The following is a 13,706-nucleotide window of genomic DNA, read 5'->3' as shown; positions in this document are numbered from 1 at the left end:
CCGGACGGTTCCGGCGATCAGGCGTCGTAGAGACGCCCTTGAAGGTGTGAGGGGCTCAGGCTGAAGGTTCGCAATGGTGACATGCCGCGCCGTAAGCCTCATTATGGGTGGGTGATGGGGGGAACATCGCGCGCTTCCGCTGTGCGCCGCCGTGGCCATGTGCCGCCTGTGGCGGTGGTGGCCGCTGCCCGCGCGGGGTTGTTTTCCGTGCTGGGGACCGTTGTCACGGTGATTGTTCATGATCTGGCCTTCGAGTCGAGCCCGTCCCGGCTCGTGAAGGTGCTGGCGGCGTGTTTCCTGTTCGCCGTAGCGCTGCCTGGTGCCGGGGGCGACAAGTCGCTTGGTATGCAGGTGGTGTTGGCGTTCGGCTGCCAGGCCGCCGTCGGGTACTGGTTTGTCCTTGCCGACAGCTCTGTCACGTTCCGCGTACACGCACTGCTGCCGTCTGCTGTTCTTGCCGGGTGGCGTGTGGTGGTCGGCCACATCGTGCTGGCCCTGCTGTGCGCGGTCCTGTTGCACGGGCTCGACAACAGTTGGCGTCGCGTGCTGTACGCAGCCGAGGAGGAGTGGTGCGCGTTGCGCGCGCTGCTGCGCCGACTCCTGGCTCCTTGCTGCACCCCATATGAGGTAACAGAGTTCGGCGCTGCCTGGCGCGTGAGCTCCGGGCCGACGCGGGCTCCCCCGGCGTCGGTTCTGCTGGCCGGCGCGGTGGTGCGCCGCGGCCCGCCGTGTCTTCCCCTGCCGTACGCCGCCGCCTGACCTGTCACCACGGTACCCGTACGGCTTCCGGTGTCTTCACCCGTCCCTGTCGAGGACGGTTCTGTTCGCCATTTCCGGTACGCGGGCTCCGCGCGAGTCCCGCGTCAGGGGGGAAGTCTTTTGACTCGCATGTCTCGTGCGACGCGCGCGCTCGCGCCCGTCGTGGTGATCGGGGCGGGCCCGCACGGCCTGTCCACTGCAGTGCACCTGAAGGGGCGCGGCCTGAAGGTCCGCGCCTTCGGCCCACCCAAGGTGGACTGGGACCGAAACATGCCCAAGGGCATGCTGCCCAAGTCCTCGCCGAGCACGTCCGTGCTCGTTCAGGGCCGTACGTACACGCTGTGCACCGAGCACGTCCTGGCGGCCGCCGTCTGTCCCCGCCTGGACGCCGGTTTCGGCATCTCGGTTCCGGGGCTCTACTACACCAGGTCCCAGACGGAGGCGCTGGCGGCCCGGGAAGGGCGGAACCGATGACGGCAGCAGGCAAGGCAAGGTCAGCGGTGAAGTCCGGGGTGAAGCGGCTCCTGGAGCGCGCTGGGTTCGACATCGTGCGCAGCACCAACAACCGGGGTGGAGTGGACGATTTCATCCCGTTCGAGCCGACGATGCGGGCCGCGCGGGCAGCCGGTCTGTCGGTCGGTGACTACATCGACGAGGTCATGAACGGGACGCCTGGCGCCACCCGGTCCACCGTCGACGAACTACGGACCCTCGGCGTCTTCGCCGCGAAGCCGGAGACGGTGCTTGAGATCGGCCCCGGTTCCGGTCGGTACCTGGAGAAGACGCTGGAGGAGTGTTCGCCGGACCGCTACGAGATCTATGAGACGGCAGCGCCCTGGGCCGACTACCTGGTGGACACATTCGGCGTGGTCGCCCAGCCGGTGACAGGATTCAGCCTCGACGCGACACCGGACAACAGTGTCGACCTCGTCCAGGCCCACAAGGTCTTCAACACCCTGGCCTTCCTCGGCGCTGCCCGCTACTTCTTCGAGATGGCCCGTGTCACGCGGCCCGGTGGCCGGATCGTCTTCGACGTCATGACGGAGACTTGCCTGGACCCCGCCGCGATGCGCACCTGGGCGACGAAGGGCGGCGCGGGGCACGACTCCTTCCCGGCCGCCGTGCCCCGCCGGACGTGCGTGGACCTCTTCGCGGACCTCGGCTGCAGCCTTGAGGCCAGCTTCCTGGCGCCCCTCGGCGTCGCCTACACGGAGGTGCTCGTCTTCAGAAAGACGGCCTGACCCTCAGCAGGCTTCCGCTTGCCAACCGGCGGGGGACTTGTCACGTGGAGCATCTGAGGCTCGGCGTACATGTCCCCGCCGGTCCCCATCAGCGCCGCTGACCCGTCACGCGCCAACGTCAAAGCAAATCCTCGACAAGGCCCGTGACGGAGCATGCGCCCAGTAACGCCTCTCGACTCGCACGCAGTTGGCTTGCGGCGTCATTGCGAAGTCGCGCGCGGGGGTTTGTTGGTGCGTTGCAAGGGGCTTCCAGGTGCGGGGTGGCGTGAAGTTCCCGGCTCAGCGGTACGGGCCGGCTCACGTCCCCGCTCTCCCTGCGTGGCCCCGCAAAAATCGACGAACTTCGTAATGGAGGTACATATGTCTGTACTGGCCACAGCTCGCGGGGGAGTGAACCGTGTGTTGCGTCCCTTTGGGGTGCAGATGGTCCGTGGGCACAGCGATGACCCGGCGATCCAGCCGTTCCTGTCCGCCCGCAAGACATTAGCCGCGGCCCGTCGGGCGGGAATGTCCGTCGAGGACTACATCGACCACTACAGCGCCGCTCCCGGCGCGACCGTGGAGACCGTGGACGCCCTACTAAGGCTGGCGGATTTCCGCGAGAAGGTGGAGCGCGTATGTGAGATCGGCGCGGGGTCGGGCCGGTACGCGGCCCGGATGATCATCTCCACCTACCCGGACACCTACGAGATCTACGAGACAGCGGAGGACTGGCTGCCCCGTCTGAGGTCGCTGCCGAACGTGGTCCTGCAACCCGCCGATGGGCACACACTGAGCGCCACCCCCACCGGGTCGGTGGATCTCGCGCACGCCCACAAGGTCTTCGTCTACCTCCCGTTGGTCGTGACCATCGGCTACCTCGACGAAATGGCCCGGGTCGTGCGCCCGGGCGGGATCGTCGCGTTCGACGTGGTGAACGAGGACTGCCTCGATGACGAGATGACCGAGAACTGGGTCACCAGCGGGGCAACCCTCTACAGCATGATCTCGCGCTCATGGCTTATCGAGCGCCTGGCTCAGCGGGGCCTGTCCTTATTGGGCGGCCATTTCGTACCGCTCAGCGGCGGGCGGACCGAACTGCTCGTGTTCCGGCGGGCGTAAGCACGGCGGTATTCCGGGACGATCGGGCCCCGGGACGTCTGCCTCCGCGAGTGGTTGGCCGAGCTTCCCCCGGGAACCGGCCAACCACTGGCCGGCCGGTCCATCGCCCCTGGGCCGCACATACGTCGCCGACCATGAGACACCCACATCCCGCAGCAGCGGCGGGACAGCTTCGGCATGCCGGACACGATCGCAGTGCCGGGAGCCGGGCGGTGCCGCCGCCGTGCGGCTCCCGCGCGGGTCAGGACACATCGCGTCGCATGCTCGTGGTGACGGCGAGCACCGCGAACACGAGCGTGTAGAGCGCCAGGGCTCCGGCGCCGCCCCATCGGGGCAGCAGGTCGTTGCTCATCATGGGTTCGGCGGCGGCGCCTAGGGCCTGGCCCGCGTTGAAGGGCAGCCAGCGGGCGAGGTCGCCAAGGAGTTGGCCGACGATGCCCTCGACCAGAGCGACCCACGCCAGGGCGGCGGCGATCGCGCCGATGAGGTTGCGGACCAGCGCGCCGACGCCGACACCGATGGCGGCGAACGCCGCGCTCCAGGCGATGCCGCCGCCGATCGTCGTCCACATCTGCGCGTCCGCCCAGCCGAAGGAGGCGCCCTTGCCCGCCCACCACACCGCCGCGACAACGACGCCCACCAGCGCCGCGGCCACCCCGGCCAGGGCGCCGAGGACCGCGTACACCAGGAGCTTCGCTCCGATGACGGGCCCGCGTGCGGGAGTGCTCAGATAGGTGTCGGTGATCGTCTGATGCCGGTACTCGCCGGCGACCGCGAGAATCCCGAACACCAGGGTGAACAGCGAGGCCAGGCCGACGTGGGCGAGCGCCTGGCTCTGCGCGGTCGCGTCGAGCGGCTTGCTGCCGGAGACGACCAGGCCGCTGGTGCCCGCGACAACCAGCAGGGGTGAGGCGGCGAGGAGCAGCCAGGGGCTGCGGACCGTGCGCAGTTTCAGTGCCTCGGTACGGATCAGGGTGTACATGTCGCTTGCTCCTTGTACTCAGCTGCGGGCCGACGCTGCCGCGGCACCGGAGTCCGAGGCCGACGTGAGCCGGAGGAACGCGGCTTCGAGTGTTTCTCCCTGCGCGTGCGTCAGGTCGGTCAGCGGGCCCGCGTAGCGCAGCGTCCCGTCGGCGACGATGACGACGCGGTCGACGGTCTGAGCCACCTCGCTCAGTACGTGGCTGGACATCAGGACCGTGCGGCTCTCGGCAGCCAACTCCCGCAGCAAGTCCCGGAGTTCGGCCATACCTGCCGGGTCGAGGCCGTTGGCCGGTTCGTCGAGGACGAGCACGCGCGGGTCGCCCAGCAGAGCGGAGGCCAGGCCGAGGCGCTGGCGCATGCCCAGCGAGTAGCCGCCCACCCGCCGGTCGGCGGCGTCGGCCAGACCGACCCGCTCCAGGACCTCGTCGACCCGCGTGTACGGGATTCCGGCCGCGCTCGCGAGGATCCGCAGGTGGTCGCGGCCGCGGCGGCCGGGGTGGAAGCCGGTCGCCTCCAGGACCGCGCCGACGGTTCGGCGCGGCTCACTCAGCTCGGCGTAAAGACGCCCGTCGATCAGGGCCCTGCCCGCGGTGGGTGTCACCAGGCCGAGCAGCATGCGCAGCGTCGTCGTCTTCCCTGCGCCGTTCGGTCCGAGGAACCCGGTGACCGTGCCGGGCTCGACCTCGAAGGTCAGGCCGTCGACCGCGGTCACCGTGCCGTACCGCTTGGTCAGGCCGGTGACGGTGATGCCGCTGCTCATCGTGCCCTCCGGGGCGTGCGGAACGTACGGCGATCCGGAAGCCGAGCAGGTGGTGAAGTGGTGTGCATCGGGGGTCGCCCCTTCGTCGTGTCACGGATGTCGCTCGGGCGCCCGGCACCGGGCGCCGCGTCACCACCCTCTCGGGACGGTCGCCGTGCGTCGTCGGACAGGCACGGTAAGAGCGGCTACCGCGTTCGCGGTGCGCGGGCGGTCGGCTACCGCGTCCGTGGTAGCCCCGATTGCCGCGCACGGCGGACGGCACACGCGGTGCGGCCTCCTATCGTTGAGGCATGACCACCGCCCTCGCCCACTTGTGCCGTGCCGTCGGCCGGCATGCGCACGTGGCGGACGCGGTGGTGGCTCTGGCCGTGTTCGCCGCCACCCTGGTGACCGCGTTCACGGGCCGCTCGGCCGGAGGCGACTGGTCCGTCGCGACCGTCGCCGCGGCGCTGGGCTGTGGGGCGCTGGCCGTGCGGCGGCTGCGCCCTCTGGTGGCCCTCGCGGTCAGCGCGCCGGCCGCGGAGGTGTTCCTCGTGGAGAGCGGCAGTGACAGCGGGGTACTGATCCTGCTCGCGCCGCTGATCGCCCTGTACACCGTCGCCGACATGGTCGAGCGCAGACGGGCTCTGTTCCTCGGCAGCGGGGCGGTGGCCGCGCTGGCCCTCGTGCACGCTGTGCACAGACCGGCGCTGCTCGGCCCGCAGAACCTGGCGTTCATCGCGCTGGGCGGCCTGGCGATCGCCGCCGGTGACTCCTCCCGCAACCGACGGGCCTACCTGGCCGAGGCCGAGGGCCGTGCGTCCCGCGCCGAACGTGAGCGGGAGCAGGACGCCCGACGCCGGATCGCCGAGGAGCGGCTGCGCATCGCCCGCGACCTGCACGACGCCGTGGGACACCAACTCGCCCTCATCAGCGTGCAGTCCAATGTCGCCGGGCAGGCGCTGGACCAGGACACCGCATCGGCGCGCGAGGCGATCGGCCACGTGAAGTCCGCCAGTCGCAGGGCGCTGGGCGAACTGCGGGACACCGTCAGCCTGTTGCGGCAGCCCGGCGACGCCATCGCCCCCACCGCCATCCCCGCACCCGGTCTCGACGGACTCGCGGACCTGCTCGCCTCACTGACCGCTTCGGGCCTCGACATCGACCGCCGCATCGAGGGGGCCGTCGTTCCGCTCGCCCCCGCCGCCGATCTCACTGCGTACCGGGTGATCCAGGAGTCGCTGACCAACGTCTACAAGCACTCCGACACGCGCCGGGCCCGACTGACCCTCACCTACGACAGCGACCGACTGCGGATCACCGTCGACGATCTGGGCGGCCCGGGCGATGTCCCGCGGCCCGTCGGCTCCGCCGGCCGGCACGGCATCGTCGGCATGCGCGAACGGGTGCTGGCCCTCGGCGGGCACTTCAGTGCCGGCCCGCGTGCGGACGGTGCGTTCCAGGTGGCCGCGGCCCTGCCCTACCAGCCTCTCGACCTCGCTGCGGAGAACCGCCCGTGACCATCCGCGTAGTCATCGCCGACGACCAGCCCCTGGTACGCACCGGCTTCAAAGCCCTGATCGAACCGGCACCGGACCTGGAGGTGGTCGGCGAGGCCGGCGACGGGCGCGAGGCGGTGCGCCTGGCCAAGGCCACCCGCGCGGACCTGGTCCTGATGGACATCCGCATGCCGGTCCTCGACGGCCTCGCGGCGACCCGCCTGATCACCGGGGACGAGGACCTCGCCGGGGTGAAAGTCCTGATCCTCACCACCTTCGAGATTGACGAATACGTCTTCGAGGCGCTGCGCGCCGGAGCCAGCGGCTTCCTGGGCAAGAGCGCCGACGCGGAAGAGCTGCTGCACGCGATCCGCACGGTCAACCGCGGCGACGCGCTGCTGTCCCCTGCCGCCACCAGAAGCCTCATCAGCCGCTTCCTCGCCACCCCCGCCACGCCACAGCCCATGGATGAGACGGCCCGCCGCGGACTGGAGGCGCTCACCGACCGGGAACGGCAGATCACCACGCTCGTGGCGACCGGCCTGTCCAACGACGAGATCGCCGCTCAGCTCGTGCTCAGCCCCGCCACCGTCAAGACGCACGTGAACCGCGCCATGATCAAGGTTGGCGCCCGCGACCGCGCCCAACTCGTCGTCTTCGCCCACCACAGCGGCCTCGCCACATCGGCGTAGCTCGCCCGAACGGGTCACTCGTGACGGTGATCCTTTGACTTTTTGCTTACGCTGGGCCGGGCAGGATGACAATCCGGCTGCAGACAACGATTCGATCACCCTCTGGAGAGGGCGAGGTTTCCTGATGGTGCGACGACTGACCGCGGCGGCCGTGCTGTTGGCCGCGGTGATGCTGTTGCACTTCGGCGTGCTGCACCACGGCGTGGCACGGGTGGTGTTCGCCGCTGCGCCGGTCGCCGCCGAGTACGACTCCAGGAAGCTCACCGTGACGGCGTCCGGGGTCCGGTCGCAGCAGGCACCGACCGCTCATGAACAGAGCGGTGACCCGGCAGCGATGCGGCCCTCCAGGGATCTCTGTCCTGCGGCTCCCCCGGCGTCTGCCGACGCCACGGCGGGCGTCGGCCTCGGCACACTCGACGGACCGTCATGTTCGGGGACCGCGAGAGAGTCCCACGCCCCTTCCTCAGGGATGACACCCGCTCTGAGCACGCTGCAGATATTCCGCTGCTGATCGGCAGCGTGCCGCCTTCCCGACGCCTCACCCTCCGCATTCCACCGGTGTCTTCGCCACCGCTCGCGGTGGTGTGCCCGTCGGGCCGCCCCGGCACGCCCTCTTCGCGCCGTCACCTCCACGAAGAGACACGAGGCCGATCATGCAGACCCTCATCGAGCATGCCCGTACGTTCCCCGCCAAGGCCGCCGAGAACCGGCACGCCTTCGCCCGGCTGGCCGACGGCCAGCAGCCGCAGGCCCTGTTCATCGCCTGCTCCGACTCCCGGGTGATCCCCGCCCTGTTCACCGGCGCCCGCCCGGGCGAGATCTTCGAACTGCGCACCGCCGGGAACATCGTTCCTCCCCACCGGCCCCAGGCCGCCTGCGCCGTGGCGGGCACCATCGAGTTCGCCGTCATGGCCCTCGGCGTGCCAGACATCGTGGTGTGCGGGCACTCGCACTGCGGCGCCGTCAAGGGGCTGCTGGACGAGCGAAGCGTGCAGACCATGCCGCTCGTACGGCACTGGCTGACCCAGGCACGGCACCGTGCCGACGGTGACGGTGACGGAGCATGGCAGGGCCGTGGGCTCGGCGAAGACTCCACGACCGCGGCCCAACGCCATCTGCTCACCCAGCTCGGCAATCTGCGCAGCCACCCCGCCGTCGCCCGTCGCCTCGCGGCCGGACGACTGCGCCTGCACGCCTGGTACTACACCGTGGAGACCGGCGAGGTCCTGACCTGCCCGGCAGGCGGCGACACCTTCAAGCCCCTGTGAACCGACCGGAGAGACCCCACACCCCTCCACTCCGGTCGTGCTCCGCGCGACGTTCCTTCTCTGACGCGAAAGAACGCCATGAACCCCCACATCTCCGCTCTCCGGCGCGCCCTGCGCACCGACCTGACCTCGTCCCTCGTGGTCTTCCTCGTCGCCCTGCCCCTGTGCGTGGGCGTCGCCGTCGCCTCCGGCGTCCCGGCCGAACTCGGCCTGATCACGGGCATCGTCGGCGGTCTGGTCACCGGCCTGCTGCCCGGCAGCAGCCTCCAGGTCAGCGGCCCGGCGGCCGGCCTGACCGTCCTCGTGTACGCCGCCGTGATCGACTACGGCCTCGCCGCCCTCGGTGTCATCGTGCTGGCCAGTGGGCTCCTGCAACTACTCCTGGGCGCACTGCATTTGGGACGCTGGTTCCGGGCCATCTCGCTGTCCGTGGTGCAGGGCATGCTGGCGGGCATCGGCCTCGTCCTGATCGCCGGACAGCTGTACGCCCTGGCCGACCGCAAGGCACCCGGCAGCGGCACGGCCAACCTCACCGGACTGCCCGGGCTTGCGGCGGACACCCTCGGCTCGGATTCCGGGCTCATCGCGCTGACCGTGGGCGTCGCCGCGGTCGCGGTCATGACGCTGTGGAAGAAACTGCCGGCCAAGGCGCAGTTGCTGCCCGGTCCGCTGGCCGCCGTCGGCGCGGCGACCGGTGCCACGGTCCTGTTCGATCTGCCGATCGCCCGCGTGGAGGTCAACGGTCTGCTGGCGTCCGTCCAGCCTCCCGGCTCGGCCGACTTCGGGCGTCTGGCGGAGCTCGGACTGGTCGGGACCGTCGTCGCGTTCACGCTGATCGCGTCGGCCGAGTCGCTGTTCAGCGCGGCGGCCGTGGACCGGCTGCACGACGGGCCGCGCACCGACTACGACAAGGAGCTGATGGCCCAGGGCGCGGGCAACACGGTCTGCGGGCTGCTCGGTGCGCTGCCCATGACGGCGGTGATCGTGCGCAGTGCCGCCAACGTCCAGGCCAGCGCCCGCACCAAGCTCTCCCGAGTGCTGCACGGCGTGTGGCTCCTGCTGTTCGCCGCGCTGCTGCCCGACGCGCTCGGAGTGATCCCGACGGCGGCGCTCGCGGGCGTCCTCGTGCACGCCGGGTTCAAGCTGCTGCCGGTGAAGGAGATCGGCCCGCTGTGGCGTGAGCACCGCGGCGAAGCAGTCGTACTGCTGGCGACGGCGCTGGCGATCCTCGCCACCAACATGTTCGAGGGCGTGCTGATCGGACTACTCCTGGCCGTGGCCAAGACGGCGTGGGACACCTCGCACGTCCACGTCGAGATCACCGACCCGGGCGTGGGCCCGGTGCGGATAAGCATGATCGGCAACGCGACCTTCCTCCGGCTGCCCCGCATCCTCGACGCCCTGGATCAACTGCCCCGTGACCGCAGCGTCGACCTCAACCTCACCGGCCTGCGCCATCTCGACCACGCGTGCATGACCGCCCTGCAGAGCTGGGCCGACCAGCACAACGCGCACAGCGGCCAAGCCGTACGTGTGATCCGCGCCGGCTGATCTCCGGCCACCGGTCTCCTCGTCCCTGCCACGGGGCGAGGAGACCACCCCGACTCATCAGCCCGACAGGGCCTCCGCGAACGCTCCGTCCTGCTGCTGGACTCCGCTGCAGTCGGTCGACGCCCCGTCGGAGGCGGAGGCGGTCTCGTCGCACTGCTTGTCCCGGAAGGTGGCCCACATGGACAGCCAGGCGAGGCTCTTGTCCTCGGCGAACGACCGCACCTGGGCCGCGTCGGAGAGGGTGAAGGTCTCCCCGGCGACATCGTTGACGCCGATCATCGAGGTGAGGGCGAGGCCGTGCCAGGCGTTGTCGTCGGAGAGCGCGAAGACGTCCTTGAGTTGGTCGTGGGTGGCCTTGGCCGCGGAGATGGCGTAGTCGCTCATGTCGCCGGTGTACGAGGTGCCGTAGTCCATCGCCATGATGTTGACGGTGGAGACCATGACGGCGTTGGTGTTCGCGGAGTTCAGGACGGCGAGGCTGTCGTCGCTGAGCCCGTCCGGGAAGACCGGGAGCGTGAAGGACACCTTCAAGTCGGTGCGTTCCTTCTGGAGGATCGCGATCGCCTTGGAGCGCAGGGCGATCGAGGCGGAGTCGGTCAGCGCGTCGCCCTCGACGTCGAAGTCGGCCTGGGTCGAGCCTGCCGCGTCCAGGGCCTTCCCGTACGCCGCGGCAAGCGCGGACGCGTTGTCGCAGACGGTGGCCAGTTCCGTCCCGGTCGCCCCGCCGAAGGAGACGCGCACCGCGGCGCCGGACTCCTTGAGCGCGGAGATCCTGGACCGCACCGCGGAGTTGGTGATGGGGTAGGTGCCGCTCCACTTCGGGGCGCAGTTGCTGCCGTTGGAGAGCACGAACTCCAGGTTGTACGTGGACGGGGCGCCGGCCGAGTCGGTGTCCGCGGCGGTGGTGGCGCTGACGTACGGCTGGAAGGGGGGCGACGAGGCGCTCGTCGCCGCAGAGGCGCTCGACTGCGGTGCGCCGCCCGCGACCGCGGTCCCCGAACCGTCCCCGCCCGACGAGCAGCCCGTGCAGGCCAAGGTCAGCAGGCTGGTGAGCCCGACGGCCGACTTCACAGAACGCCTCACGCGCATGTACCCGCTCCCGATGTCCGGAGTCGGAGCGAAGGGCTCGCTCCGAGGCACCATGATTCGCACACTTGCCTGTGACGTCCGGACAGGGGGCCCATAGCTCAGGCATATGAGCGCGCTCAACAGGTCGGAGCCTGGGGCACGTCCGTGCCGTACTTCGTCAGGGAGCACACGGTCTTCTCGGTGACCTTCCACGTGTCGTCCTGGCGTACGGACTCCCCGGGGTTCTCCGGCCCCACCTTCCGGCCGTCGGAGAACAGGGTGTAGCCGACCCTCGCGCGCAGGTCGGAGACGAAGGTCACCGAATCCACACGCACCCGCAGGAGACGACTCTTCCGATCCTTGGCCAGCGCCTCGATCATCAGCTGGTACTGGCCTCCGTTCTCCGCCACGTCCGCGCGATCCTCGACCGAGGACTCCGGGCTGAAGAAGCGGGCCCAGGACTCGCGGATCTCCTCCTCGGCCCGAGCGGGGTCTTCCGGGGCTGCTGCGGTCGGGACCGGGGACGAGATGATCGATTCCTTGGGCGACAGCGGTCGTTCGGAGGGCGTGGGCGACGAGGTGGTGGCGGGCGGCGGGGGCGGTGTGTCGTCCGTGCCGCAGGACACGGCCAGGAGAACCGTCGAAGCCGCCGCGACGGCGCCGTTCCGCAGCGACCGGCGCCTTCTCCGCGGCCCTGCTGGTCTCCGCTGCCACCGGCATTCCGATCGGCCGCGTCCTCGACAGGCGTGGCCCACACAAGGTCATGACATGCGGCTCGGTACTCGCCGCGGCCGCCGTTCTGGCCGTCGCCGCTGCCCCCAACGTGCCGGTCTTCTACGCCGCCTGGTTCCTCGCCGGCACCGCGATGGCGGCCACCTTCTACCAGCCCGCCTTCGCCGCCGTCACCCGCTGGTGGGGACCGCACCGCGTCCGCGCCCTCACCGTCATCACCCTGGCCGGCGGCCTGGCCTCCACCGTCTTCGCACCCGTCACCGCCGCCCTCGCCGACCACTTCAGCTGGCGCACCACGTACGCGATCCTGGCCGTGATCCTTGCCCTGTTCACCATCCCCGCACACGCACTCGCCCTACGCGCCCCATGGCCACCGCCACCGGAACAACCCACCCACGCCACCTCGCCGGACGAGCAGGACACGGTCGCCCGGTCACGCCCCTTCCTTCTTCTCGCGGCCGCCTTCGCCCTCTCCGGATTCGCGGTCTACGCGGTCGTCATCTGCCTCGTCCCGCTCCTGACCGAACGCGGCGCGAGCACTACAACAGCCGCATGGGCCCTGGGACTTGGCGGCGCAGGCCAGACTCTGGGCCGCACCCTGTATGCACGTCTCGCCAGGCACACCACGGCCGCCACTCGCGCGGTGCTCCTCATCGCCGCGGGCGGCGTCACCACCCTCGCCCTGGGCCTGGCTCCCGGCCCCAACCCCCTCCTCGTGGTTCTGGCCGTCGCCGCCGGCATGGTCCGCGGCAACCTCACGCTCCTTCAAGCCACCGCCGTCACTGATCGCTGGGGTGCCACCCACTACGGCAAGCTCTCCGGCCTACTGGCCGCACCCGCAACTGTCGCCGCAGCGATCGCGCCCTGGGCGGGTGCGAGTCTCGCCGAGACCTTGGGCGGCTACCCGCACTTGTTCACCGTGCTCTCCGTCGCCTCCCTTGCCGCGGCGGTCACGGCCGCCGCCTCATCCGCAAGCGCCTCGCGGCTTTCTCTTGCCGGTAAACGGTTGCCTCGGCGGCGTCCGTCGGATTCGCGCACGTAAAGATTCCTTTCCAACCTGGCTGCGTTGAGCACGAGTTGGACAGGTCCAGCGGAACGAAGAAGCTCCTGGCAGCACGGTGTCACGACCAAGATCCACCGTGCTGCCAGGAGCTTCGCGTGCTTGTCCACCCGTCGGCGATCGACCTGTCCAGCCGCACCCTGCGCTACCTGACCGGGCAACTGGCCGTGCGATGACGCGAGATCGGCACGTGGTGGCGACGCCCGGCAGCCGACCGACAGGCCCTGCTCGCCCTGGCTCATCTGCGGTGCGGTGACAACTACGCCCGGCTCGCCGCCGGGTTCGGTATTGGCGTCGCCACGGTCTACCGCTACATCCCCGAGGCCGTCGACTTCCTGTCCCGCCCGCGCTCCCAGCCTGGCCGAGGGCGCCGACACGGCCGGGAAGAAGGCATTCGTGATCCTGGACGGCACCCTCCTGCCGATCGACCGGATCGCCGCCGACACCACGTACTGCAGGGAAATACAAACGCCACGGCATGAAAGTCCAGGGCCTGACCGATCCGTTCGGCCGTCTGCTGTGCGCCTCGCCTGCCCTGCCCGGCTCGGCCCATGACCTGACGGCCGCCGGACGCCACGGAATCATCGACGCGGTCGCGGCCGAACGGCTCAAGTGCTGGGCTGACAAGGCGTACCAAGGTGCCGGACATCCGGTCCACGTACCGTTTCGAGGCCGTCGGCTCAAGCTGTGGAGGCGGCGCCACAACACCACCCACACGAAGATCCGCTGCGTCGGCGAACAGGCCATGGCCCTCCTGAAGGGCTGACGCCTCCTGCGAAAACTCCGCGCAGTACGACCCCGGATCGCCGACATCGTGAAGGCGGTCCTCGTCCTTCACCGCGCATCAACGTGAGGATGGAAAAGCCTCAATGCCGGTCACGGGTGGACGAGGAGTCAACTCATCGCTATCCCGTCCAGAGCAGGTTCAGTACCGGTTCGGACGAAGTCTCCCGGGAGCGGTCGGGTCGTGCGGTTGCGCCGGGGGCAGTGGGACGGTTGCGTAACACCGTGC

14 protein-coding genes and 1 pseudogene are annotated in these 13,706 nt (G+C 70.1%); 11 read left to right on the top strand and 4 right to left on the bottom strand.

Annotated features, from left to right (window positions below; translation table 11 throughout):
- Window positions 1-168: 168 nt before the first annotated feature.
- From OIC96_RS08575 to OIC96_RS08560, 4 genes are all read left to right on the top strand, one after another.
- Window positions 169-759, top strand: coding sequence for a hypothetical protein (locus OIC96_RS08575; RefSeq protein WP_330308457.1), 591 nt, complete (start codon window positions 169-171; stop codon window positions 757-759).
- A 129-nt stretch (window positions 760-888) separates the two neighbouring features.
- A complete protein-coding gene (locus OIC96_RS08570; RefSeq protein WP_330308458.1) occupies window positions 889-1,233 on the top strand; it encodes an FAD-dependent oxidoreductase in 345 nt (114 codons plus the stop codon).
- Complete coding sequence (locus tag OIC96_RS08565) at window positions 1,230-2,000, top strand: class I SAM-dependent methyltransferase (protein ID WP_330308459.1); 771 nt, start codon at window positions 1,230-1,232, stop codon at window positions 1,998-2,000. Before OIC96_RS08570 ends, OIC96_RS08565 begins: the two co-directional genes overlap by 4 nt.
- A 399-nt stretch (window positions 2,001-2,399) precedes the next feature.
- A complete protein-coding gene (locus tag OIC96_RS08560) occupies window positions 2,400-3,101 on the top strand; it encodes a methyltransferase domain-containing protein (protein WP_330308460.1) in 702 nt (233 codons plus the stop codon).
- Window positions 3,102-3,342: 241 nt separating this feature from the next.
- Here the strand turns inward: OIC96_RS08560 and OIC96_RS08555 are convergent, their stop codons facing one another.
- The gene (locus tag OIC96_RS08555; RefSeq protein WP_330308461.1) at window positions 3,343-4,083 is read right to left on the bottom strand and encodes a hypothetical protein; all 741 of its coding nucleotides are present in this window, start codon (window positions 4,081-4,083) and stop codon (window positions 3,343-3,345) included.
- Window positions 4,084-4,101: 18 nt separating this feature from the next.
- Window positions 4,102-4,845: an ABC transporter ATP-binding protein gene (locus tag OIC96_RS08550; protein WP_330308462.1), complete on the bottom strand. Its 744-nt coding sequence runs from the start codon at window positions 4,843-4,845 to the stop codon at window positions 4,102-4,104.
- A gap of 290 nt (window positions 4,846-5,135) precedes the next feature.
- Between OIC96_RS08550 and OIC96_RS08545 the strand changes: the two genes are divergently transcribed.
- The 5 genes from OIC96_RS08545 to OIC96_RS08525 all read left to right on the top strand — a co-directional run bounded on the left by OIC96_RS08545 (window position 5,136) and on the right by OIC96_RS08525 (window position 9,834).
- Window positions 5,136-6,344 carry a sensor histidine kinase gene (locus OIC96_RS08545; RefSeq protein ID WP_330308463.1) on the top strand — a complete coding sequence of 403 codons (1,209 nt, stop codon included), beginning with the start codon at window positions 5,136-5,138 and terminating at the stop codon, window positions 6,342-6,344.
- Complete coding sequence (locus OIC96_RS08540; protein WP_330308464.1) at window positions 6,341-7,015, top strand: response regulator transcription factor; 675 nt, start codon at window positions 6,341-6,343, stop codon at window positions 7,013-7,015. The genes OIC96_RS08545 and OIC96_RS08540 overlap by 4 nt, the downstream gene beginning before the upstream one ends.
- Window positions 7,016-7,139: 124 nt before the next feature.
- Window positions 7,140-7,526: a hypothetical protein gene (locus OIC96_RS08535; RefSeq protein WP_330308465.1), complete on the top strand. Its 387-nt coding sequence runs from the start codon at window positions 7,140-7,142 to the stop codon at window positions 7,524-7,526.
- A gap of 142 nt (window positions 7,527-7,668) precedes the next feature.
- Window positions 7,669-8,283, top strand: coding sequence for a carbonic anhydrase (locus OIC96_RS08530; protein ID WP_330308466.1), 615 nt, complete (start codon window positions 7,669-7,671; stop codon window positions 8,281-8,283).
- Between the two features lie 78 nt (window positions 8,284-8,361).
- Window positions 8,362-9,834, top strand: coding sequence for a SulP family inorganic anion transporter (locus tag OIC96_RS08525; RefSeq protein WP_330308467.1), 1,473 nt, complete (start codon window positions 8,362-8,364; stop codon window positions 9,832-9,834).
- A 57-nt stretch (window positions 9,835-9,891) separates the two neighbouring features.
- Here the strand turns inward: OIC96_RS08525 and OIC96_RS08520 are convergent, their stop codons facing one another.
- Both OIC96_RS08520 and OIC96_RS08515 read right to left on the bottom strand, forming a co-directional pair.
- A complete protein-coding gene (locus tag OIC96_RS08520; RefSeq protein WP_330308468.1) occupies window positions 9,892-10,917 on the bottom strand; it encodes a chitinase in 1,026 nt (341 codons plus the stop codon).
- A 122-nt stretch (window positions 10,918-11,039) separates the two neighbouring features.
- Entirely contained in the window at window positions 11,040-11,528 is a 489-nt protein-coding gene (locus tag OIC96_RS08515; protein ID WP_330308469.1) for a hypothetical protein, read from the bottom strand.
- Here OIC96_RS08515 and OIC96_RS08510 point away from each other — a divergent pair.
- Both OIC96_RS08510 and OIC96_RS08505 read left to right on the top strand, forming a co-directional pair.
- The gene (locus OIC96_RS08510; RefSeq protein ID WP_406502293.1) at window positions 11,438-12,676 is read left to right on the top strand and encodes an MFS transporter; all 1,239 of its coding nucleotides are present in this window, start codon (window positions 11,438-11,440) and stop codon (window positions 12,674-12,676) included. The two genes, OIC96_RS08515 and OIC96_RS08510, sit on opposite strands and share 91 nt — an antisense overlap.
- 116 nt (window positions 12,677-12,792) lie before the next feature.
- A pseudogene (locus OIC96_RS08505) lies at window positions 12,793-13,547 on the top strand (transposase family protein).
- The last annotated feature ends 159 nt before the right edge of the window (window positions 13,548-13,706 follow it).

This window comes from Streptomyces sp. NBC_00775, from assembly GCF_036347135.1.
In the GTDB taxonomy this organism is placed as follows: Bacteria; Actinomycetota; Actinomycetes; order Streptomycetales; family Streptomycetaceae; genus Streptomyces; species Streptomyces lutosisoli.
Note: the sequence above shows the minus strand (reverse complement) of the source record. Positions and strands in the feature narration are given on the sequence as shown.

Bases quoted from the DNA above. Each gene is read 5' to 3' on its own strand.
- OIC96_RS08570 (WP_330308458.1), top strand. From the start codon at position 889: ATGTCTCGTGCGACGCGCGCGCTCGCGCCCGTCGTGGTGATCGGGGCG.
- OIC96_RS08565 (WP_330308459.1), top strand. From the start codon at position 1,230: ATGACGGCAGCAGGCAAGGCAAGGTCAGCGGTGAAGTCCGGGGTGAAG.
- OIC96_RS08555 (WP_330308461.1), bottom strand. From the start codon at position 4,083: ATGTACACCCTGATCCGTACCGAGGCACTGAAACTGCGCACGGTCCGC.
- OIC96_RS08550 (WP_330308462.1), bottom strand. From the start codon at position 4,845: ATGAGCAGCGGCATCACCGTCACCGGCCTGACCAAGCGGTACGGCACG.
- OIC96_RS08545 (WP_330308463.1), top strand. From the start codon at position 5,136: ATGACCACCGCCCTCGCCCACTTGTGCCGTGCCGTCGGCCGGCATGCG.
- OIC96_RS08535 (WP_330308465.1), top strand. From the start codon at position 7,140: ATGGTGCGACGACTGACCGCGGCGGCCGTGCTGTTGGCCGCGGTGATG.
- OIC96_RS08530 (WP_330308466.1), top strand. From the start codon at position 7,669: ATGCAGACCCTCATCGAGCATGCCCGTACGTTCCCCGCCAAGGCCGCC.
- OIC96_RS08525 (WP_330308467.1), top strand. From the start codon at position 8,362: ATGAACCCCCACATCTCCGCTCTCCGGCGCGCCCTGCGCACCGACCTG.